Origin of the sequence: Pontibacter ruber (assembly GCF_023630205.1) — a bacterium.
Lineage (GTDB): Bacteria > Bacteroidota > Bacteroidia > Cytophagales > Hymenobacteraceae > Pontibacter > Pontibacter ruber.
The window spans coordinates 323,798-346,785 of sequence record NZ_JALPRR010000003.1 but is presented as its reverse complement, the minus strand read 5'-3'; the positions used below and the strand labels follow the sequence as shown (position 1 = coordinate 346,785).

Genomic DNA, 22,988 nt, shown 5'->3' with positions numbered 1-22,988 from the left:
GTAAGTCAGCATCGCTTAACTCACCTTTGGACTGGTTATGCATACCTAATTAAAACAAATTAAAAGCAATAAAATACAAAATAATTCGTATAGCAGGTATAAGTGTAACACTTAGCCATACTTGTTCTTGCAACACGCTGGTAGCCAGCCAGTCACCCCTGTTCTTCAGTTAAGATTATCCACCAATAACAAAGTACAGATGGAAGAAACAACCACCATGCCACGCATAGGCGACAAAGCCCCTGACTTCGAAGCGAACACCACCATCGGTCCCATCAGGTTTTCAGATTACATCAAGGGCAGTTGGGCAATTTTGTTTTCGCACCCCGCTGATTTCACACCTGTCTGCACCACCGAGCTGAGTGGCTTTGCCCAGGAGCAGGATAATTTCTTTGCACAGCACAGCACCAAACTTATCGGCCTGAGCATCGACAGCATCCACTCCCACATTGCCTGGGTGCAGAATGTGCGCGAAAAAACAGGCGTATACTTCAGGTTCCCGATCATTGCCGACATCGACATGAAAGTGGCAAAGCTTTACGGCATGCTGCAACCCGGCGAAAGCGAAACCGCCGCTGTCAGAGCAGTCTTTATCATCGATCCGGAAGGCATCATCCGCCTGATCATGTACTACCCGCTGAACGTGGGCCGCAACATGGAAGAGATCAAGCGTGTGTTAGTTGCCCTGCAGACGGCAGCTGAGCACCAGGTAGCCCTGCCCCTGAACTGGCAACCCGGAGATAAAGTGATCGTGCCGCCGCCAAAGAACCTGGAGGCACTGGACGAACGGGTGAACAGCGACCTGGAAATGGTTGATTTCTACCTGGCCAAAAAGAATCTCTGAACAAAGATACTGCCGCAGCCAAAGGCATAACAGGTTAATGACTTAGGAAAAGTATAAAACACGAAGCTATGTATACGCATTATCATGTTCTGATTATAGGTGGCGGCACGGGAGGCATTATGCTGGCTGCCAAGCTGCGCCGGGAGCAAAAGCACCTGCGGATTGCGATTATCGAGCCCTCCAAAGACCACTGGTACCAACCCGCCTGGACGCTGGTGGGTGCCGGCACGTACGACTACCCTGATACCCGCCGGAGTGAGGCTTCTGTGATACCGGAAGGAGTTACCTGGCTGCAGGACCTGGCTACAGAAATACTGCCCGAAACAAACACGGTCCGGACAGAAAAGAGCGGCGACTACAACTATGACTTTTTGGTAGTGGCAACGGGTGCAAAGTATGATCTGGACGGCATTGAAGGATTGCGGGAAGCACTAAAGACTCCTAACGTCTGCAGCAACTACATCGACCCGCGCAAAACCTGGGGCGTACTGCTGAATTTTAAAGGGGGGAATGCCGTGTTTACCCAACCCACTACGCCTATCAAGTGCGGCGGTGCCCCGCAAAAGATCATGTACCTGTCCGATGACTATTTCCGGAAGACAGGCGTGCGTGGCAAAAGCAACATTATATTTGCTACGCCCGGCTCCACTATTTTCGGGGTAAAAGAATTTCTGGGCACGCTGCAGGAGGTTGTAAAGCGAAAAGAGATCATTGTACGAACCTTTTACAGCCCTGTCAGGATTGATTCCGCTCGTAACGAGATCCACTTTAAGCGCATGCAGCCCGGCGAGCAGGTCTTTACCCCCGACGAGCGGCTGCAAGAACGGTCAGAGGGTGCCGATACGGTGGTTATACCTTACAACATGCTGCACCTGGCTCCGCCGCACGTAGCTCCGGATGTGGTACGCAACTCGCCGCTGGCAGTGGCAGAAGGTCCTAACAAAGGCTGGCTCGATGTCGACATGCATACTTTGCAGCACAAACGCTACAGCAACATCTATGGCGTAGGCGATGTGTCGGCCTTGCCTACCGGTAAAACGGGAGCTGCCATACGCAAACAGGCACCCGTTGTGGCAGCCCACCTGCTCGCCCAGATCAGTCATAAAAGGCAATCGGATAAAAAGTACGAAGGGTATTCTTCCTGCCCTTTTATCACAGGGTACGGCAAAATGGTATTGGCCGAGTTCAAGTATGATAACTTGCGCGACAGCGATCCGCTTATCAGCAAGTTTGTAGACACCACAAAAGAGCAGTACAGCATGTGGTTACTGAAAAAGTACGGCTTGCCCTGGATGTACTGGAACCTCATGCTAAAGGGCATTATGTAGGCGGCTGCGCTATGTGACAAACATCACTGTGCAGGGTTTACGTAGGTAATATCTTTGCATTACAAATTGAGAGTCGAGGATGATTTCTCAGGTTGTCTAAACTATAAAAAAGAAAACTGATGAAAATTAAACAGTTTGAAGACAAAGGATTAGCACATTACTCATACGCTGTATTAAGCGAGCAAACCCGTGAAGTAGTACTTGTAGACCCTGCCCGTAACCCGCAGCCATACTATGATTATGCCGAATCGAATAATGCAAAGATTGTTGGAGTGATAGAAACACACCCGCACGCCGACTTTGTGAGTTCGCACCTGGAAATACACGAAAAAACCGGCGCTACCATTTATGCCCATAGTCTGGTAGGAGCTGATTACCCGCACAAAGCCTTTGACGAGGGGGCTGTGCTGGAGCTTGGTGAAGTGAAGCTTAAATCGCTGCACACGCCCGGCCACTCCCCCGACGGCATCAGCATTGTGCTGGAGCATGAAGGCAAAGACAAAGCCGTGTTTACCGGCGACACCCTGTTTATTGGTGATGTAGGCCGCCCGGACCTGCGCGAAAGTGCCGGCAACATTACGGCCAAGCGCGAAGAGCTGGCCCGCCAGATGTACCACAGCACCCGCGAAAAGCTAATGCAGCTGGACGATGATGTGCTGGTATACCCTGCTCACGGTGCCGGTACGCTTTGCGGCAAAGGCCTGAGCGAAGCCAACAGCAGCACCATCGGCGCTGAAAAAATGAGCAACTACGCCCTGCAGCAAATGAGCGAAGACCAGTTTGTAAAGGTACTGACCGAAGACCAGCCCTTCATACCGAAATACTTTGGCTATGATGTGGGTCTGAACAAGCAGGGTGCGCCAGCTTATAAAACAAGTATAGAAGGCGTTGCCCGTATGGAAAAGAACTACAAGCCCGAAGCAGGTGCGCTGGTGGTAGATGCACGGAGCGAAAAAACGTTTAAGAAAGGCCACTACAAAGGTGCCATCAACATCCAGAACGGGGGCAAATTCGAGACCTGGCTGGGAAGCATCGTTGGTCCGAACGAGCGTTATTACCTGATCGCAGAAAGCGACGAGCAGCTAAACGAGCTGATCAGCAAAGCAGCCAAGATCGGGTATGAGCTGCTGATTAAGGGAGCCTTCGTCCTCGACGAAAAAGCAGAATTCACTTCACCGGTTATCGATATGGAAGCATTCCGCCAGCACCAAGACGACTACACCATCGTGGATATCCGGAACGCTTCGGAAGTAAAAGGTGGTAAGTTCTTCGACAAGGCCATCAACATTCCGCTGCCGGAGCTGCGCGAACGTGCCAAAGAGATCCCTGCTGACAAGCCGGTTGTGGTACACTGCGCAGGCGGCTACCGCTCTGCGGCCGGAAGCAGCATTGTGGAGGCAGCCTTACCAGATGCTAAGGTGCTGGACCTGAGCGAAGCTGTAAACGACTTCAAGAACGGGCAGAAATAAGTATAGACTTTAGTAACAGCCAGTGCGGGTGCAACCAGTACCCGCACTGGTTTTTTATTTAATTACGTATATTTAAATAGCCTTACTTAGAGGGCCAGATAAACAACTACAACTGTACCACGCACCTATTTCATACTCTTTACACACCGATCCTTTATACTATGGAAGTTCTAACCAAAGACATCATAACAAAACAATTTCCGCAACTTGAGCAGCCGCTGCTGGATGAGCTCTTAAAGCAAAGCACCCTGAAGGAAATTGAGGAAGGCGAAGAAGTGATGCGCACCGGGCAATACATCAAATCCACGATCCTGCTGCTCAGCGGACTGCTGAAAGTATACCGCGAGGATGATGAAGGCAATGAGTTTCTGATGTACTACCTGGAGCCGGGCAACGCCTGCGCCCTTTCGATGATGTGCACGGCCCGCAACGAGAAAAGCCAGATCATGGCCAAAGCCGTTGTACCGTCAGAGGTTTTACTCGTGCCTTCGCACCTGTCGGAAATGTGGCTGGGCAAGTATAAAAGCTGGCACAACTTCGTGATCGCCTCCTACCGTCAACGCTTCGAAGAACTGCTGCAGACCCTGGATAGCATTGCTTTCAAAGGGCTGGACGAGCGCCTGCTTTTTTACCTCAGGCGCCATGTTAAAGTAAGCGGCAACCAGATCCGCCTCTCCCACCAGCAGATCGCCGATGAACTCAACAGCTCCCGGGAAGTGATCTCCAGGCTGCTGAAAAAACTCGAGCAAACCGGCGCCATCACCCTGCACCGCAACTACATCGAAGCGCACGACCTAAGCGTAGGAGTTTAGGAGTTTGCTGCGCCGGTTTTCTGACTCTTATTTTTAACCGAATTTATACTTCCCACGCCATAAGTTGCTCTGCTAAACTTGCAGCATACCGGATCAATATTAGTGTATCAGAATTTCTGTCTCATACCGCCAAACTCTCTAACTCCCCAACTCTCTAACTACAGTAACCTCTCTGTGACAGGAGTCACTGAACTTGCGCAGAGTCTGCTGTACTTTTGTAGCTTTAATTGAATCAAAAAACAAATGGAAATACTCGGATACATTGCTGCTTTACTCATCGGACTTTCTTTAGGATTAACAGGAAGCGGAGGCTCAATACTTACAGTGCCTATACTTGTTTACCTGATGCGTTTAAGCCCGGTAATGTCTACTTCCTACTCCTTGTTTATAGTTGGTACAACAAGCCTTGTGGGCAGCTTCAAATTTTACCGAAAACAACTGGTAAGCTTTAAAACAGCACTCATTTTCGGTGCTCCTTCCCTCACCACGGTTTTTCTTACCCGTACATTTTTAGTACCAGCTATACCCGCACACATTCTCAACATTGGTGGCTTTGAGATCACAAAAGACATACTGCTTATGGTATTGTTTGCCATACTTATGGTGATGGCTTCTTTCAGCATGATCCGCAAACCAAAAATCAAATCCGAAATTGAGGATGATACGGAACAAGGCATTCAATACGTTGCCGTGATGGTACAAGGCACCCTGGTTGGCCTGGTTTCCGGCTTGGTTGGCGCTGGTGGCGGTTTCCTGATCATACCGGCACTCGTACTTTTCACCGGCCTTGATATGAAGTTAGCTGTAGGTACTTCGCTTTTCATTATCGCGACAAATTCGCTTATCGGGTTTGTGGGGGATATTTTCCAATATAATATCGACTGGATATTCCTGGTAACTTTCTCTGCGCTTTCGGTGGCGGGCATTTACATCGGAACAGCCTTATCTTCTAAAATAGATGGCAATAAATTAAAGAAAGGTTTTGGCTGGTTTATACTTGCCATGGGCCTGTACATATTAAGCAGAGAGATTTTCCTTTCTTAATAAAGGCCCCCACTGCTGCTTTGCAGCCCAATTGTTAGAAGAATGCACCCTCTTGTCGCAAGCCTGCTTTATCTTACATACGCCCTGTCATACATAATATTTTTACCAGCAAAACCTGCTCTGTGACAAGAGTTACTGTGCTGATTCGTAGTCTGACCTATTTTTGTAGTGTTCATTATTTAAAACCAAAGGATATGGAAATACTCGGATACATTGCTGCCATGCTCATCGGCCTCTCGCTTGGCTTGATCGGTGGCGGTGGCTCAATATTGACAGTGCCTGTGCTGGTTTACCTCATTGGCCTGAGTCCTGTGATCTCCACAGCCTATTCGCTTTTTATTGTGGGTCTTACCAGCCTGGTAGGCAGCTATAAGTTTTATAAAAAAGGACTCGTAAGCCTGAAGACAGCTGTTGTGTTCGGTCTGCCTTCTATTGTAGCCGTGTACCTCACGCGTCGTTACCTGGTACCGGCCATTCCCGAAAACATATTTACAGTAGGTGATTTCGTGGTGACCAAAGGCGTGCTGCTTATGCTGCTGTTTGCCGGCCTGATGGTGTTTGCCTCCATCTCCATGATCAAGAAGAAAAAGGAAGTACCTGCCGAGCCTGTAGACCCGGTAGATGAAAACATCGACACGGAAGTGGACGTGGAGCACACAGACCCTACCGAGAAACACCCGAAACCAAAATTCAACTACGGCGGCATACTGGCCGAAGGCCTGGTGGTAGGTACGCTTACCGGCCTGGTGGGTGCCGGAGGCGGCTTTCTGATCATTCCGGCACTGGTGCTTTTCAGCAAGCTCGACATGAAAATGGCCGTAGGCACTTCCCTGCTCATCATTGCAGTAAAATCCTTGTTCGGCTTCATCGGCGACATCTTCAACTACGACATCAACTGGATGTTCCTGGCCATCTTTTCCACCATCTCCATTGCGGGTATCTTCATCGGCACGTTCCTGTCAACCAAGATCCATGCAGATAAACTGAAAACTTCTTTCGGCTGGTTCGTGCTCGTGATGGGTATCTACATCATAATCAAAGAATTATTTTTCGCCTAACCCAAAACGTGACCTAAGTCACTGACAAGGCCAGATTATCTTCTGATATTTGTAGTGTCAGATTAAGAAACATGAAAGTATAAGGTTGCTCCGGTAGCGGACAACCTGCATCACATAAAACCCAAACCCAATACCCATGAAAGTAGAACAGATTTATACCGGTTGCCTGGCACAGGGCGCTTACTACATCGAGAGCAACGGCGAAGCCGCCATTATTGACCCCCTACGCGAGATAAAGCCATACCTGGAGAAAGCTGAAAAAGACGGTGCTAAAATAAAGTATGTGCTGGAAACGCACTTCCACGCCGACTTCGTTTCAGGTCACGTGGACCTGGCAAAAGCGACCGGAGCGGAGATCGTGTTCGGACCAAATGCTCAGCCTACGTTTGCGGCGCACATCGCCACGGATGGGGAAGAATTAAAGCTTGGTAACGTTACCATCAAAGTGCTTCATACACCGGGCCATACCATGGAGTCGACCACGTACCTGCTCAAAGATGAGAACGGCAAAGACTACGGCATCTTCTCCGGCGATACCTTGTTTATCGGTGACGTGGGCCGTCCTGACCTGGCGGTAAAATCTGATTTGACAGAAGAGCAACTGGCAGGCCACCTGTTTGAGTCGCTGCGAAACAAGATCATGCCGCTGGCAGATGACGTGATCGTTTATCCTGCGCACGGTGCCGGCTCTGCATGCGGTAAGAACATGAGCAAGGAAACGACCGACCTGCTGGGCAATCAGAAGAAAACCAACTATGCTTTGCGCGCCGATATGAGCAAAGAGGAGTTTGTGAAAGAAGTAACAGAAGGCTTGCTTCCTCCTCCGGGATACTTCCCAATGAACGTGAAGATGAACAGGGAAGGCTATGCCAATATCGAGGAGGTGCTTACCCAAGGCCAGCAGGCGCTTTCGCCGGAAGCTTTTGAGGCAGCTGCCAACGAGACCGGCGCCCTGGTACTGGATACCCGCAAGCCGGAAGAGTTTGCTAAAGGTTTTATCCCGAACTCCATCAACATTGGTATCGACGGTAACTTTGCCCCTTGGGTAGGTGCCCTGATCCCGGATGTGCAGCAGCCGATCCTGTTTATTGCCGACGAAGGCCGCGAAGAGGAAGTAGTGACCCGACTGGCACGCGTAGGCTACGACCACGCCCTGGGTTACCTGAAAGGCGGTTTAGCTGCCTGGAAAGAAGCCGGTAAGGAAACAGACACCATCAAGTCTATCTCTGCGGAAGAGTTTGCCAAGCGCTACGAGCAGGACAACAACCTGAAAGTAGTGGATGTGCGCAAACCAGGCGAGTACCAGGCCGAACACGTGGAGAAAGCACAGCCTGCACCACTCGATTACCTGAACGAGCACCTGGCTGAGCTGCCGAAAGAAGAGGAAATGTACCTGCACTGCGCGGGTGGCTACCGCTCTATGATCGCAGCTTCTATCCTGAAGGCCAGAGGCTTCGACAACGTGGTGAACGTAGAAGGTGGCTTTAAAGCAATAGCAGACACCAATGTACCAAGAACGAACTACGTTTGCCCTTCTACATTAAAGTAAGATGTGGGTTTAGTTTAGATGTTTAGTGTTGGCCGGGGTTTGCAAAAGCTTACCCCGGTTCTTTTTTATGGCAAAGAATAAAGGCAGGCAATCACTAAATTTTCTAAGAAAAAATCATTGCGTGACCTAAGTCACTGAAGTCGCTTACTACTATGCCGATCTTTGTATCATAGAATAACAAATCAACACCTTTAACCCTGAAAGCCATGTTCAATATATTTAAATCCGCTCCCAAGAACTACGAAGACCTTGACGGAACTACCTTTAAAACAAAATACCAGAATGCACCTAAAGCAGAGCTGCTGGATGTAAGAACTGCCGGCGAGTTTGCTTCCGGTACGATCAAAGGAGCCCGTAACCTGGATGTAACCACAGGCCAGCTTCAGTCGGCGCTTAAAACGATGGATAAGGACAAGGAGTATTTCGTATTCTGCCGCAGCGGCAACCGAAGCGGCTCTGCCTGCGACCTGCTGACAGCCCAGGGCTTTAAAGCATACAACCTGGCCGGCGGAATTGGTGCCTGGCCCAGGTAATAGAAACTTGAGCAGCTAAAGGAAAGGGCCTGCGACCTGCCCTTTCCCTGCTCATTTAAAGTATAAGTATAAACAAAGTATAAGCACAAGTATAAAAGTATAGAAGATATGTTAGAGCTATTAAGGCAACCATGGCCATGGTACACGTCGGGCGCTGTGATCGCCTTTGTAATGGTAGTGCTGCTGTTTTTTGGTAAGTCGTTCGGCTTCTCATCCAACCTGCGCACCATCTGCTCTGCCTGCGGTGCGGGCAAGCACGTTAAGTTCTTTGATTTTAACTGGCGCGCCCAAACCTGGAACCTGCTGTTCCTGGTAGGCGCCATATTGGGCGGCTTTATTTCGGCAGAGTTCCTGTCTAACGGCGAGGCGGTACAGATCTCGCAGGCCACGATTCAGGACCTGAGCGAACTGGGCATATCGGCCCCTAACGGCATACAGCCGGAAGAGATCTTCAGCCTGGAAGCCCTGTTTACCGTGAAAGGATTCCTGATCCTGTTGCTGGGAGGTTTTGCCATTGGTTTCGGAGCCCGTTACGCCGGTGGTTGTACTTCGGGCCATGCCATAAGTGGTTTGTCTAACCTGCAACTGCCTTCGATGATCGCTGTGATCGGCTTCTTCATCGGTGGTTTGTTCACAACTTTCGTGCTGCTCCCGCTGATATTTTAATGAGTAGTGAGCAATGAATAATGATTAATAAGCAGTGTGCAGATAATCTGCTCTTCATTAGTCATAAATCATTCTATATTCATTAATCATTAGTAACTATTAATTAATTCGCCGTGAAAGGATTAAAATTTATAATAGCCGGCATTTTGTTCGGCATCGTGATGAGTAAATCGGAAGCTATTTCCTGGTTCCGTATCCAGGAGATGTTCCGCTTCCAGTCGTTCCACATGTATGGCATCATCGGTACGGCCGTGGTGCTGGGTACCATTGCCACTTTCCTGATCAAGAAGTATAAACTTCGTGACTACCAGGGCAACCCGATCGTGTTCATGCCGAAAGAGATGTCTGTTCCGCGCTACCTGATCGGAGGTATCATCTTTGGTTTAGGCTGGGCTCTGACCGGCGCGTGCCCTGGCCCGATGTTCGTGAACTTGGGGTTCAGCTACTGGGCCATTCTCGTGGCCATTTTTGGGGGTCTGGCAGGCACCTACATGTATGGCGTTCTGAAAGACAAACTCCCTCATTAAGTGAAAGACTTTGGCTAAAAGTTGATTAAGTGTTGAAGGCCATTTGCGTGAAGCTGTGGCTTTCATACTTTCAAAGTATAAGTATAACTCGCATCATGGCACAAACAGTGGATACGAAACTAGGACTCAGGGAGAACGCCGGACAGTTCTGGCTGCTGGTACTCGTGAACGGCTTTGTCGGTGCGATGGTAGGCCTGGAGCGCTCCGTAATCCCGCAATTTGCCGAAACCGTTTTTGGCATCAACGGGCATACCGCGCTTCTTTCGTTTATAGTTGCCTTTGGCCTTGCCAAATCCATCGCGAACATGCTGATGGGCCGGCTTACCCTGCGCTTTACCCGCAAGCAACTGCTGCTGATCGGCTGGCTGTTTGCCTTGCCGGTGCCCTGGCTGCTGCTATACGCCAACAGCTGGTGGTGGGTGATCTTTGCGAACCTGCTGCTTGGTCTGAACCAGGGATTGGCCTGGTCGGCTACGGTGGTGATGAAGATCGACCTGGTAGGCGAAAAGAACCGTGGCCTTGCCATGGGCATCAACGAGTTTGCCGGTTACCTGGCCGTAGGGCTTGTGGCATTTCTGGCGGGCTATATTGCTTCTGTTTCCAGTGATATTACTTATACTTTTATACCGGGTATCGGCTTTTCTATTGCCGGTCTGCTCCTGACCCTATTTTTAGTGCGCGACACGCATGCGCACGTGCAGACCGAAACTGCACAAACCGCTATTCCCCTGCTCCGCAACATCTGGAAAGATACCACCTGGCGCCACGCAAACCTGGGCTCTGTTACCCTGAACGGGTTTGTCAACAACCTGAACGATGGCATTTTGTGGGGGCTGCTGCCGGTACTGCTCGCTTCTAAAGGCTATACGCTGGCAGAAACGGGGCTGCTGGTCGGCATTTACCCGGCGGTCTGGGGGCTAGGGCAACTGGTTACAGGCAAACTGGGCGATGTATTTTGCAAAAAGCAACTGCTCAGCCTGGGCATGATGGTACAGGGCGTAGGTATTGCCCTGCTTCTGATGGCAGATGTATATGTAGTGCTGGTTGCAGCGCTGGTTATACTTGGGGCGGGCACCGCTTTGGTGTATCCTAACTTTCTGGCGGTGGTGGCGGAAAACACGCACCCGAAACAGCGGCCGCAGAGCCTGGGCATCTTCCGGTTCTGGCGCGACTTTGGCTATGTAGCCGGCGCACTGGCTGCCGGTGTGTTCAGCGACCTGTTCGGACTTGGAGCAGTACTTATCGGAACGGCCATACTTACCATTGGTGCCGGGGTGTTATCGGAAGTACGCATGTGCTGCACCAGAAAGCTGCTGTGGCACAGCCCGGAATGCACTACAAAAGTCTTAAGCACACCCATTTAACTACTGCTTTCTCTCCTCCTGTGCTGGTGAGTATCCAACTCTACACAAGTATACTTTTATAGTTTTTGTGCGGTTTTATAAATAATTCCTGCAACTTTCCTCAAAATTTACCTACTTGCAGCACTGTTCCAGATCTACCCAAATTGCGTATCACATGCAAGCTATTGAAAACGAGTACATTAAAATCAATTTCCTTAAAGAGGAAAGCCTCATTCATTCGGAGTGGTTCCGGAGCGTGAGCAGCGAAGAGTACAGAGCCGGCGTATCCATGAGCTTCCGGCTGCTGGTTGAATGCAACCCTACTTTCTGGCTGATCGATGCCCGCCACCTGCAGGGCATCCGGATGGCTGACCAGCACTGGGTACAGCAGGAGTGCATACCGCAACTAAATGGTCTTAACCTCCGCAAAATTGCCCGGATCGGTACTGCCGATATTTTCCACTACATGTCGTTTGAGGATATGGCTCAGAAAGCGGCAGAAGAAAACCCCCTGGATATAGACGTGGCGCAATTTACCTCCGTGGAGGCGGCAAAGGCCTGGCTGCAGCTGTACGAAGGATAAAGCTGCTATTCTATCAGGATACCCATTTTCCCCATCTGGTAGTCGCGCATGGCCTGCATGATCTCTGTCTGTGTGTTCATCACATAAGGGCCGTGCGATACCACGGGCTCTTTAAGTGGCTCTCCGGCCATCAGCAGTGCACGCGTGTCTTCCAGCGCAGTCAAAGTGCACCCTTCGCCGTCTTGCTTGAACAACACCAGTTGCAGGCCTTCCACCATCCCAAAACCTTCTACGCGCAGCCGGCCGTCCAGCAAGTATAAAAAGGCATTGTAGCTTTCCGGCAGCGGAAAACTGTAGCTCGTACCTGCTTTCAGCTCAAGCCGCAGTGCCAGTACCGGGCTGGGCGTTCGGATTGGCCCTTTGATACCGTTAAACTCCCCGGCCACTACCTGTATTCTGACGCCTCCGTTTTCCGCCTCCAGCAAGGGAGTATTCTGGGCATGCAGCGGGAAATAGGCCGGCTGGTCCATTTTGTTTGCTTTGGGCAGGTTTACCCATAGCTGAATAAACTCCTGTTCGCCACCAAGGGCTTCGATGTCGTGCGGAGGACGCTCGCTGTGGATCAGGCCCATGCCGGCTTTTGTCCACTGCGTGCCGCCGGCATACACCACACTGTCGTTGCCCCGTGAGTCGCGGTGGTGCACACCTCCTTTGTACACGAAGGTAACCGGCGAAAACCCGCGGTGCGGATGGGGATCTACACCCGACCTGCCGGGCACCACCCCTTCCGGAAAGCGGATGTGTGCATGATGCAGCAGCAGAAAAGGATCGATCTGCTCCACGTTCTGCGTCGGGAAAGCCTGCCGTACCGGCATACCTCCCATGTCTATTTCTTCGGCATACAGCAGGCGTTCTACAGTTCTGTTTTTCATCAGCGTTTGGTCAGCTTTCAGTTCAGGTAAACGATGAGATGCGGCTTCAGGTGTTCCGGCAATGCAGAAGCAACAAGGAGATTAGCACAAGTGGCCATCCATTGCTCCCGCATACTCTCCTGTTAATTTCCTTCCGGGGCGGAAAGTATAGCCGCAGAAAAAACCTGTCCGCAATCTGCGCAAACAGGTACAATCAGCCACCTTTAATTTTATTAGTTTATCAGCCCGCGCTGCAGCGCATACTTTATGAGCGTGGCCGTGTTCTTGGAATTTGTTTTTTCGAGCAGGTTTTGTCGGTGCGTCTCTACGGTGCGCTTACTTGTAAAAAGCTTGTCTGCTATCTCGGCATTGGTATACCCTTCCGCGATAAGGGCTAGCACCTCCATTTCTCTTTTCGACAGGTCTTTTGTACCCGAAGTGGTAGGTATGCTCACAGATGTGCTTGCAGGTGCATGCGATCTTTTGAGCAGGTCCATGGCTACTTCGGAGCAGATGTAAGGCGTGCCGGCAGCTACCAGTTGTATGGCCGAACGAAGCTCTTCTTTACCGGCATTTTTCAGAATGTATCCGGATGCTCCTGCATTTATGATCCTGTTCACATAGCTTTCGTGGTCAAGCATAGAAAGCACCAGTACCTTTACTTTCGGATAGTGCTCGGCCAGGTACTTGGTTGTTTCATAACCATCTTTTTCAGGCATGTTCAGGTCCATCAACACTACATCAGCAGGCGTTGTAGCCAGTAAACTGATCAGTTCGTTTCCGTTTGATGCCTCTCCCACCACTCTGATCGACTCTTCGCCACGGAGCAGTGATTTGAGACCGTCGCGGATAATTTTATGGTCGTCAGTGATAATTAAGTTTATCATAAATATAGCTTAAAGGTAAGTGCAGGATAGTTTGAATACGTTACATTGATCGTAATGCTGTCTTGCCTGATCGGGCAGCTTGCCTGGTTTCTGCCTAAAGTAAGTCAAAATTAAGGAACTGTTAAAATTTGGGAAAATACTTTATGAGTTAGAGAATTTACGAACTTGAACTATTCAAAGTTTAATTTTTAACGTATATACCCCATACAGCTTCCGGACGGGCTGCCTCTCGTGCCCTGCTTGCAATGTCAGTTTTCCGGCAGGCCTGTTCTTTTTACCTGATTCTGAGATAAAAGCTCCATCGCTCCATGGCCTTTAACCAGGCCAGGCTTTATACTTCTACAGAGATTTACGCACACGTGTAAAGGCTGTCACAGTTTATTTTTCCGGCACCAGTATTGGGCTCTGATAAGCCAGCAGCTCCGGCACTCTGATACAATATATAGGAAAAGGCGCGTTAAAGGATTACACAAGGGACACTTTTATGTCGGTACACACACAGGAAATAAACGAGAGCTTTATCATTGTTGTTGACGGCGAACTGGACCAGACTGCCACACAGTTGCTAGACGCTGCGATTCAGCAGGCAGTTGCCGCTCATCAACAAAGTATCTGGGTAGACTGCGCCGGCCTCCGGAGCATCTGCACGAGTGCGCTGCGCCTGATCCTGGCACACCTGAGCACCCTGCACGAGCGTGGCACCAGCCTGGTACTTTATCATGTAGAGTCAACGATCAGGAGCCGGCTGGAAGACAGCGGCTTAACGAGCCTGTTAACCATCGTTCCAACTATAAAAGAGGCTTACCTTCTGGGCAAACATCAGCATTAGTATTACGTAGAGTAAAATTACTTTTGCCATTAGTACCCGAGCCATCCAAACTATGAAAAACCAGATACCACCCCAACATGAAAGCATTTGCTGTAAGTACCACCCATCATGAGGAAGGCATAGTATTACAATTTGAAGGGGAATTGGACGCCAGTTCCTGCATCCTCGCAGACCAGGCACTGGAAGAAGCAATCGCGCTAACAACCAAATCGCTTCTCCTGGACTGTACCCGGCTGCACTACATCTCATCAGCCGGCCTTGGCGTATTGCTGGCTGCGTTTCAGGCCTGCAGCCTTAAAAGTATGGATTTTATACTTTTCGGGATGACGCCCAAAATAAAGAACGTGTTTGAAATACTCGGCCTGGAACGGATCATTAAAACAGCAGGCTCGCTGGAAGAAGCCAAACAACTCGTCAGTTAGTCCGGCTTCTGTTTTCTTTCAATTATTTTACTCTCCCTCCGGGGTTATACTTTCCTGGTTACCGGTAAATCTTCTTTTCCTTATCACACGCTTTTTCTGCCGATCACCTCGTAAGGGTATCGTGATTTTGATGCTGGTACCATTACTGAAATCTACGGTCATTTTACCATCCAGCAGCTTCAGGCGGTTTTCTATACTTGCCAGACCAATGCCTTCATACACTGCATCCCCATCAGACCAAACCCCCATGCTGTTATCGCTTACTTCGAGCCTGATCTGGTTCTGGATGCATTGTACTTCTATGCTGCCTTCTGTGGCATGCGCCTTCCTGGCCACGTTGTTTACCAGTTCCTGCAGGATGCGGTACACAGCAATCTCGAATGAGCTTTCCAGTTCTTTTGTGCAACAATAACGTTTCAGTTTCAGTTGCAACCTAGGCCCCGATAACCTCCTGCACAGTTCCTTCAGGGCGATCTCCAGGCCGAAATCTTCAAGTATCCTGGGTATCAGCTCAAAAGACAAGGCTCTTGCCTCCCGGATCGCTGCATGCACCAGCCTGCTTATCTCCTGCTCTTCCAACTGCTTTATTTTTTCTGACTTGACCGTAGCGAGCTGTTCCAGGTGCAGCTTAATGCCAAAAAGTAATTGTTCCAGGCCGTGGTGCAGCAATTCGGCAATACGCTTCCGCTCTTCTTCCTGTGCTTCGAGCACAGCATTTGATACCTCCCTCTGCTTTGTCAGCTCCTGGGCTATGGAAACTTCCTTCAGTTTTATACTTTCGGTAATGTCGTGGATGATGCAAAGGCCGCCCGTCTGCTGGTGGTCGCTGTCGTAGGTAGGTACAAAATGGGCCTCGTAGAAGCCATTGCGAACAAGGAAAGGCGCCTTCTTTATCTCTCCCCGTTTGCCTTGCAGCACATCCCGGAATTTCTGCCCTACCTCGTTGTTGCGTATGTAAGGGAAGATGTCAAAGATCTTTCTGCCGATAACATCCTGCCGCTTCAGGCCGGTGTAGTCTCCCAAAGCCCTGTTCCAGCAATTATAGGTACCCTCCATATCGAAGGCGCTTATGCCGTCTACGATGTGCTCGATTATACTTTCGTTCAGCTCTTTTTGCTGTTTGACCAGTCGTTCGGCTTGCTTCAGTTCGGTTACGTCCTGCCCGGAGCTGGCAAGCCGGATCGGAATTCCTGCCTGATCTCTCATGATCTTGCCGCGCCCACTGATCCACCGGATGGTGCCATCAGGTCTTACAAAGCGGTATTCGCGGGCGAATGGCTGCAGCTCGATTATTGCTTTAGAGATCAGATCCTGCATCGGAGTGCGGTCCTGGGGATGAATATGCTCAATAAAGCTATTCAGCGAGTTGATGCTGTTTCTGGGTACGCCAAGTATACGCTCCAGTTCTTTGGAGCAGGAGAACTTGTTTTTTTTCAGGTTATAGCTCCAGCTGCCTAGGTGCCCTACTTCCTGCGCTTCCATCAACTCAGCTTCCCGCTTCCTCAGCTTCTCCTCTGTTATTTTAAGGTCGTTTATGTCGGCAAAGGTTACCACCAGGCCGTCTTCCAGCTTAACTGCCACTATCTGGTACCAGGCTTTCAGGTGATCGTAATCGTAGTAAATGATGCGACTAAACGTTTCGCCTGTGTTGATGGTGTTCACAAAGCTGTCAAACAGGCCAGATTCTTTGTGGCTCGGCAAAACATCAAGCAATGTTTTGCCTGCCAGTTGTTTGGCATTGCGCTGCAGGATCGCTTCAGCCGGTTTGTTTACAAGAACCCATTCGAAATCTGTGATGCGGTGCTGCGCGTCCCGAATGGCACGGAGAGCAGCGATACCATGTATGGAGCTGTTAAGCACTCCGCTGAGCAGGTTTTCTTTTTGTTTGGCTTCTGTTACATCGCGGCTTATACTTAATACAGTCTTTACTTTTCTTTCAGGCCCAAACTCCGGCACCGTTATAGAGTAGTAATATTTCCTGCCTGCCCGTGTATCAAAGAATGTATAGGCCTGGGTCTGTTGCCCTGTCCGGAACACTTCCTTTATCATATTCAGGTAAGGCTCATAAAACTCCGGATTTATGTTCATTTCCTGGTGCGTTTTACCAATACAGAGCTCAGGCTTTAAACCTGTTTCATGCTCTACTGCACTGTTCACAAAAACGTGCCGCAGATCGCTGTCAAAACGCGCAATCACATCGGGGGTATTCTCTACCAGAGTACGCCATTTCTCTTCGCTTTCCATCAGTGCCTGCTCTACCTGCTGGCGCCCTTCTATTTCGTTGCGGAGCTTGCGGTTGGCAAGTACCAGTTCCTCATTCTTCTGCTTTATTTCTGCTTCAATCTTTTTGGTAGTGGTTATGTCCTGAGCTGTGCCGATCAGCTTTACATTACTTCCTGCCTGGTAGAACCTTCCGGTAACGTGAATGTAGCTCAAGGCACCGTCCGGACGCAGAAACCTCCTCGTAATAGAAAATGGGATCTTACTTCGGAAAGCACGATAAAGGGTATCTCGTACCAGTACCTGGTCATCTACAAAGGTGTGCTTGATCAGGTAAATCAGCGAGGGCTGTATTTCTCCCGGTTCCAGGCCATGCACCCGGTACATTTCATCCGACCACTCCAGCGCATCATGTTCCATGTCGTATTCGAAGCTACCAACATGCGCAATTGCCTGTGTCTCCCGCAATAACATTTCGCTCCGCTTTAAACTTGCCTTCAACTTTTGCGCTATACCTGCCTGTCCTGCTTTGGTGTTGGAGGCTGCTTCTGAAACAGCCAGTCGCAGTTGCATACCTCCGTTGGCTGTAACTTCACGTTTACCTTGCAGCTGTACCTCCACCTGGTGGCCATCTCCGTTCTGCAACAGCAGGTTGCAGCTGTGTTTCTGCCTGCTGCGCAGCAGTTTCCTGCAAAACGTCTCATAGATTTCCTTTTGGTCTTCAGCAACCAGCGCGCTGAAGCTTTTGCCCGCTACTTGCTCGTGGTTAAGTTGCAGCAGGTTGCAGAAAGATGGATTTGCCTCCAGCACTATACTATGCTGGTCGAGTAGGGCAAGCCCGATCGGTGTGAAGTCAAGGATGCGGGTATACTTGTCGCGTACCTCCTTCTCAGCTTTCGTAAGCTGATCACACTGCTCCACCAGTGCAACCTGGCGCTTTTGCATTTCCAGCAGCAGGGTGCGCATTTCCGAAGAAGACAAGGTGTTCAAGTTAACGAGGGGATTAGGGTGCAATGCTGCCGCTTGGTTATCAGAGATACTTCCTTTTTTCATCAGGACTTTTAAATACTACAAAATATTACTTTTATATTATCTTATACGGAAGGCCTTGGGTGAAACACAGCGAGGGTAAGTATAAATTACGTAGACTGCCTGTAGCTAAATATGGACGGCATTAAAAGTATGTTGTATTCCCTGTGTTACTCTCCTGAAGCTTTGAAAAAGCCCTGAAAAACATCCAATTCTGACCTGGTGCTGCGTTTGCAGAATATTCCTCGACTTTACAGCCAAACAAGTATAAATTCCGGGTCGGTTTTAACGGCCAGGTGCCTTAAAAACAAAAAGAACCTGCAGATACTGCAGGTTCTTTTCTGAAGCAAGTTTTAGCTTGCTACTACTATCTTAAAACGATTAGCTGCTGTAATCTCCTCCGCGGTAGCTGGAAGAAGAGCTTCTGTGCTCATCTCTGTCTCTGTCTCTGTCTCTTTCAGAAGAGCTGCTGCCATAGCTGCCGCTGCTTCTGCCTGAGCTGCCGTAGCTACCCTGTGATGAACTGCTGCCGTAGCCGCCTTGCGAAGATCCACCGTAACCGCTGCCGGAGCCACCATACTGTGAGCTGCCTTCGTAGCCGGAGCCGCCGCCGCCATAGCTGCTCATGCCGCTACGGCCAGATGATCCGTAGCTGCCACCCTGGCTGCTGCTTCCGTAGCCGGAGCCGCTCATAGAACCGGAGCCGCCGTAAGAACTGCCACCGTATCCGCCCTGTGAAGAAGAGCCGTAACCACCTTGTGAGCCGTAGCCGCCCTGAGACGAACCATAACCTCCTTGTGATGAGCCACCGCGCTGTGAAGAAGAACCATAGCCACCCTGGCCATAGCCGCCCTGTGAAGAGCCATAGTCACCGCTGTAAGAGCTGCCGCTTCTGTAGGAGCCGCTGCCTTGTGAGCCGTAACCCTGCGAGCCGGTATCACCATAGTGGCCACCGCCGAACGAACCGCCGCCGCTGCCAAATGATCCGCCACCCATAGAGCCTGAACCATAACCAGAGGAAGAACCATAGCGGGATGATCCGCCGCCCATTACATCGGAGCCGCTTCTGTAGCCCCTGCTTCCGCTCATAGAGCCGTAGTCAGAGCCACCGTAGCCACCACCTGAGCTGTAGCCTGATCCGCCGTAGTTAGATCCGCTGTAGCCGCCCATGCTGCCTGAGCCGTAGCCACCGGTAGAGCCGCCGCCCATAGAGCCGGAACGGCCGCTATAGCTTTGTCTGCCGCCCATAGAGCCATAACCGCTCTGCGAGCCGCCGTAGCTGCCACCCTGGCTGCTGCTTCCGTAGCCGGAGCCGCTCATAGAACCGGAGCCGCCGTAAGAACTGCCACCGTATCCGCCCTGTGAAGAAGAGCCATAACCGCCTTGTGAGCCGTAGCCGCCCTGAGACGAACCATAACCTCCTTGTGATGAGCCACCGCGCTGTGAAGAACCGTAGCCACCCTGGCCATAGCCGCCTTGTGAAGAGCCACCCTGTGAAGAGCCGCTGTATCCGCCACCGTAGTTGCCCTGCGAACCGTAGCCAGATGAGCCGGAGCCACTGCCATAAGAGCTACCGCTGCCACCGTATTGTGAGCTGCGCCCATAGCCTCCCTGTGAGCCGTAGCTCGAAGAACCATAACCACCTCTATCGTAATCGCTGGAACCTGAATAAGATGATCCGCCGCTTCTGTAACGGTTTTCCTCATCCTCATCACCACCAGTTACTCTTTCCCAGGCATTGCTTATTGTTTCGCCGATGCGGCCAAAGAAACCTCTGTCTTCATCAGATTGGTGTTCACCTCTTGATGAACCATAGGAGCCGTAGCCACCTTCGTCGTAATTACGATCATAATCTCTTGCCATAGCTTTCAGTTTTTTAGTGAATAATAGAACAAAACGTATCGTCTTTAACGAAAGCCTCTCCATCTTGTTTAGCTTTTCACTCTAAAAAGCAGGCTTCTAAGTAGGTATTTGCTCTCCGCCCCAAAGCCCGAACATATAACTTTACCCGAGCACCGACAGGTGCTGCACATCCACGTTCCAAGCCCCGGACCCACACTTATCTACTCATTAAAGCATCGGTAAATTCATTCGAATCAGCATATAAGCATACTGCAGGATTTATACTTAACTGAACAGGGTTTATACCTATTCTTAATTCAAAGAGCATTATTTAATAGCTCCTGTCATTGCCACTATCCTGTAATATGCGTAAAACTTCAAGGGCAAAATGTTGTTTGCTTCTTCCATCTGCTTATTCATCAAGGTGCCAACAGGCTGGCACATGGTTTCGCTTTAACTGTAGACTTTAATTTTTATGAATATTCTTGAACTAAGAGTGATGAGAGGGCCAAGTTACTGGTCCATTAAACATCCCAAGATTATTGTGCTGAAGCTGGACCTCGGAGACCTGCAGGATGTACTCACTAACGAGATCCACCACTTTGCAGAGCGACTGGAGAAACTTTTCCCGGGTATGTTCGAGCACCGATCCACTGAAGGTACAGAAGGCGGTTTCTTTAAGCTGGTGCGCGAAGGCACCACGCTGAGCAAAGTAGTGCAGCACATTGCACTGGAGCTGCAGACTGTAGCCGGCATGGACAGCGGCTACGGGCGCCGCTACCCTGCCAAAGAACCGGGTGTGGATTACGTGGTATTCTCTTACCAGCAGGAACGTGCAGGAGAATATGCAGCACATGCAGCCGTACGCATTACAGAGGCGTTGGCACGGGGTAAAAAAGTAAGTGTGGTACAGGATATCGCCAAACTGCACCAGATACGCGAAGATGAATATTTTGGCCCAAGCACCGAGGCCATTGTGTCAGAAGCTGTCAGCCGCAACATTCCTTACATCAACGACGTCAAACGCGGCCTTATTCAACTGGGCTACGGAGTAAATCAGAAGCACATACAGGCTGCCATGAGCAGCAGAACTTCCTGCTTTGCCGTCGAGATTGCCGGTGATAAAAACGCCACCAAGATGATACTGGAAGATGCCGGCATCCCGGTACCCCAGGGTATGATCGTGCACAACGTGGATGAGCTGGAAGAGGCTGTGGACAGGATCGGGTTCCCGATCGTGGTAAAGCCCCTTAATGCCAACCAGGGCAAAGGTGCCAGCATCAATGTGCAGTCCTGGAAGGAAGCTACCAGAGGGTTGGCAGACGCGCAACGTTTTTCGCAGGCCGTTATGGTGGAGCAGTTTATCGAAGGGGCTGATTACCGGCTGCTGGTGATCGATGGCAAATTTATTGCTGCTGCCAAGCGCACACCTGCTATGGTGACAGGCGATGGTATTTCCACTATCCAGCAGCTGATCCAGGATGTAAACAAGGATCCACGCCGCGGTATAGGCCATGAGAAAGCGCTCACGCACATCAAAGTAGACAAAAACACCCGCTCTATTTTGCGGGAGAAAGACCTGACCTTAAAATCAGTGCTGCCTGCGGGTGAAGTGTTGTACCTGAAGAGCACCGCAAACCTAAGCACGGGTGGTACGGCCACCGACGTAACCGACCAGGTGCATCCGTACAACGTGCTGATGGCCGAACGTATTGCCGGCATCATCGGACTTGATATCTGCGGGGTGGATGTGATGACCTCTGACATTGCCATACCGTTGCCTGAAACCCGAGGTGCCGTGATCGAGGTGAACGCTGCGCCGGGTTTGCGCATGCACATTTCACCAACCGAGGGGCTTCCGCGCAACGTGGCAGAGCCGATCATCAACATGCTTTTCCCGCACGGCTGCCCGAGCCGCATACCTATTGTTGCCATTACGGGTACCAACGGTAAAACTACCACTACCCGCCTGATCGCGCACATGCTCAAGTTTAAAGGATACCAGGTAGGTTACACCACCACCGACGGTATCTACATACAAGACAAGAAGATCATCAAAGGCGATACGACCGGTGCCTTCAGCAGTGAGTTCGTGCTGAAAGATCCGACTGTAAACTTTGCGGTGCTGGAGGTTGCCCGCGGCGGCATGCTGCGATCCGGCCTTGCTTTCAGGCAGTGCGATGTCGGCGTAGTTACGAACGTGGCGGCAGACCACCTGGGGCTGGGCGATATTCATACTGTGGAAGAAATGGCACAGGTGAAAGCGGTTGTACCCCGCACGGTTTGCCCTGATGGTTACTCCGTGCTGAATGCAGATGATGACCTGGTGTACGGCATGGCAGAAGGGCTCAGTAGCAAAGTAGCCTTCTTTAGCCTGGATGAAGACAACCCCCGCATTTTAAAGCATATCTCCAAGGGCGGGCTGGCAGCTGTTTACGAAAACGGGTATATCTCCATTTTCAAGAACACCTACAAAATGCGTGTAGACAGGGTGGCTGACATTCCGCTTACCTTTGGAGGTCGCGCCAGGTTTAACATACAGAACGTGCTGGCGGCAACGCTTACCGGCTACATCAACCACATGGAGCTCTCCGAGATCAAGACGGCGCTGCGTACCTTCATCCCGTCTGCGGAAACCACTCCGGGACGTATGAACCTGTTCAAGTTACCGAAGTATGAAGTGCTGATCGACTATGCGCATAATACAGCTAGTATGGAAGCCATTGCTGATTTCATCAGCAATGTGGAAGCCCCGCTCAAAATCGGCATCATTGCTGGTATCGGCGACCGACGCGACAACGATACGATCGAAATAGGCAAGCTGGCTGCACAGATGTTCGACGAGATCATCATTCGCCAGGACAAAGACCTGAGAGGCCGAAGCGGTAGTGAAATAAACGGTTTGCTGAAACAGGGCATCATGCAGGTGAAACCAGAACTGGAATTAAAGGAAATAGAGCAGGAAGCCCGTGCGCTGGCACATGCGCTGGAGTACGCCCCACCCGGTTCTTTTATCACGCTGTTCTCAGAGGATATTCCGGAGGCAGTGAAACTGGTGGAAAGCTTCCGCATCATCCAGCACCGCCAGGTACCTGTAGATCAGAACAATACATAAGTATAACAAATCAATTAAAAACCGGGCCTTCCTAAAA

General features: G+C 50.4%; 19 protein-coding genes. 15 read left to right on the top strand and 4 right to left on the bottom strand.

Features of this window, described 5'->3' with window-relative positions:
• The first annotated feature begins 199 nt into the window (after window positions 1-199).
• The 12 genes from MJ611_RS13350 (at window position 200) to MJ611_RS13295 (ending at window position 11,756) form a co-directional block, all read left to right on the top strand.
• The gene (locus MJ611_RS13350; RefSeq protein WP_250430316.1) at window positions 200-844 is read left to right on the top strand and encodes a peroxiredoxin; all 645 of its coding nucleotides are present in this window, start codon (window positions 200-202) and stop codon (window positions 842-844) included.
• Window positions 845-912: 68 nt separating this feature from the next.
• Window positions 913-2,172 (top strand): NAD(P)/FAD-dependent oxidoreductase, encoded by a 1,260-nt coding sequence (locus MJ611_RS13345; protein ID WP_250430315.1) that lies wholly within the window; start codon window positions 913-915, stop codon window positions 2,170-2,172.
• A 119-nt stretch (window positions 2,173-2,291) separates the two neighbouring features.
• Complete coding sequence (locus MJ611_RS13340) at window positions 2,292-3,641, top strand: MBL fold metallo-hydrolase (protein WP_250430314.1); 1,350 nt, start codon at window positions 2,292-2,294, stop codon at window positions 3,639-3,641.
• A 161-nt stretch (window positions 3,642-3,802) separates the two neighbouring features.
• Entirely contained in the window at window positions 3,803-4,453 is a 651-nt protein-coding gene (locus MJ611_RS13335; RefSeq protein WP_250430313.1) for a Crp/Fnr family transcriptional regulator, read from the top strand.
• A 243-nt stretch (window positions 4,454-4,696) separates the two neighbouring features.
• Window positions 4,697-5,497: a sulfite exporter TauE/SafE family protein gene (locus MJ611_RS13330; RefSeq protein ID WP_250430312.1), complete on the top strand. Its 801-nt coding sequence runs from the start codon at window positions 4,697-4,699 to the stop codon at window positions 5,495-5,497.
• A gap of 194 nt (window positions 5,498-5,691) precedes the next feature.
• Window positions 5,692-6,555 carry a sulfite exporter TauE/SafE family protein gene (locus tag MJ611_RS13325; protein ID WP_250430311.1) on the top strand — a complete coding sequence of 288 codons (864 nt, stop codon included), beginning with the start codon at window positions 5,692-5,694 and terminating at the stop codon, window positions 6,553-6,555.
• A 136-nt stretch (window positions 6,556-6,691) separates the two neighbouring features.
• Window positions 6,692-8,104, top strand: a complete 1,413-nt coding sequence (locus MJ611_RS13320; RefSeq protein ID WP_250430310.1) for an MBL fold metallo-hydrolase — start codon at window positions 6,692-6,694, stop codon at window positions 8,102-8,104.
• 206 nt (window positions 8,105-8,310) lie between these two features.
• Window positions 8,311-8,637: a rhodanese-like domain-containing protein gene (locus MJ611_RS13315; RefSeq protein WP_250430309.1), complete on the top strand. Its 327-nt coding sequence runs from the start codon at window positions 8,311-8,313 to the stop codon at window positions 8,635-8,637.
• Window positions 8,638-8,745: 108 nt separating this feature from the next.
• Window positions 8,746-9,303, top strand: coding sequence for a YeeE/YedE family protein (locus tag MJ611_RS13310; RefSeq protein WP_250430308.1), 558 nt, complete (start codon window positions 8,746-8,748; stop codon window positions 9,301-9,303).
• A gap of 113 nt (window positions 9,304-9,416) precedes the next feature.
• Window positions 9,417-9,830 carry a DUF6691 family protein gene (locus MJ611_RS13305; protein ID WP_250430307.1) on the top strand — a complete coding sequence of 138 codons (414 nt, stop codon included), beginning with the start codon at window positions 9,417-9,419 and terminating at the stop codon, window positions 9,828-9,830.
• Window positions 9,831-9,925: 95 nt separating this feature from the next.
• On the top strand, window positions 9,926-11,194 hold the full coding sequence (locus MJ611_RS13300; protein ID WP_250430306.1) for an MFS transporter: 1,269 nt from the start codon (window positions 9,926-9,928) through the stop codon (window positions 11,192-11,194).
• A gap of 154 nt (window positions 11,195-11,348) precedes the next feature.
• A complete protein-coding gene (locus MJ611_RS13295) occupies window positions 11,349-11,756 on the top strand; it encodes a hypothetical protein (RefSeq protein ID WP_250430305.1) in 408 nt (135 codons plus the stop codon).
• Between the two features lie 5 nt (window positions 11,757-11,761).
• On the opposite strand, the gene MJ611_RS13290 is transcribed toward MJ611_RS13295, so the two are convergent.
• Window positions 11,762-12,628 carry a pirin family protein gene (locus MJ611_RS13290; protein ID WP_250430304.1) on the bottom strand — a complete coding sequence of 289 codons (867 nt, stop codon included), beginning with the start codon at window positions 12,626-12,628 and terminating at the stop codon, window positions 11,762-11,764.
• A gap of 212 nt (window positions 12,629-12,840) precedes the next feature.
• Window positions 12,841-13,494, bottom strand: coding sequence for a response regulator transcription factor (locus MJ611_RS13285; protein WP_250430303.1), 654 nt, complete (start codon window positions 13,492-13,494; stop codon window positions 12,841-12,843).
• 484 nt (window positions 13,495-13,978) lie between these two features.
• On the opposite strand from MJ611_RS13285, the gene MJ611_RS13280 reads away from it, so the two are divergent.
• Complete coding sequence (locus MJ611_RS13280; RefSeq protein WP_250430302.1) at window positions 13,979-14,323, top strand: STAS domain-containing protein; 345 nt, start codon at window positions 13,979-13,981, stop codon at window positions 14,321-14,323.
• Between the two features lie 77 nt (window positions 14,324-14,400).
• A complete protein-coding gene (locus MJ611_RS13275) occupies window positions 14,401-14,745 on the top strand; it encodes an STAS domain-containing protein (protein WP_250430301.1) in 345 nt (114 codons plus the stop codon).
• Between the two features lie 27 nt (window positions 14,746-14,772).
• Here MJ611_RS13275 and MJ611_RS13270 read toward each other — a convergent pair whose 3' ends face one another.
• The gene (locus MJ611_RS13270; protein ID WP_250430300.1) at window positions 14,773-18,018 is read right to left on the bottom strand and encodes a PAS domain S-box protein; all 3,246 of its coding nucleotides are present in this window, start codon (window positions 18,016-18,018) and stop codon (window positions 14,773-14,775) included.
• Window positions 18,019-18,375: 357 nt separating this feature from the next.
• Window positions 18,376-19,857 (bottom strand): hypothetical protein, encoded by a 1,482-nt coding sequence (locus tag MJ611_RS13265; RefSeq protein WP_250430299.1) that lies wholly within the window; start codon window positions 19,855-19,857, stop codon window positions 18,376-18,378.
• A gap of 454 nt (window positions 19,858-20,311) precedes the next feature.
• On the opposite strand from MJ611_RS13265, the gene cphA reads away from it, so the two are divergent.
• Complete coding sequence (gene cphA / locus MJ611_RS13260; protein ID WP_250430298.1) at window positions 20,312-22,951, top strand: cyanophycin synthetase; 2,640 nt, start codon at window positions 20,312-20,314, stop codon at window positions 22,949-22,951.
• Window positions 22,952-22,988: the final 37 nt, after the last annotated feature.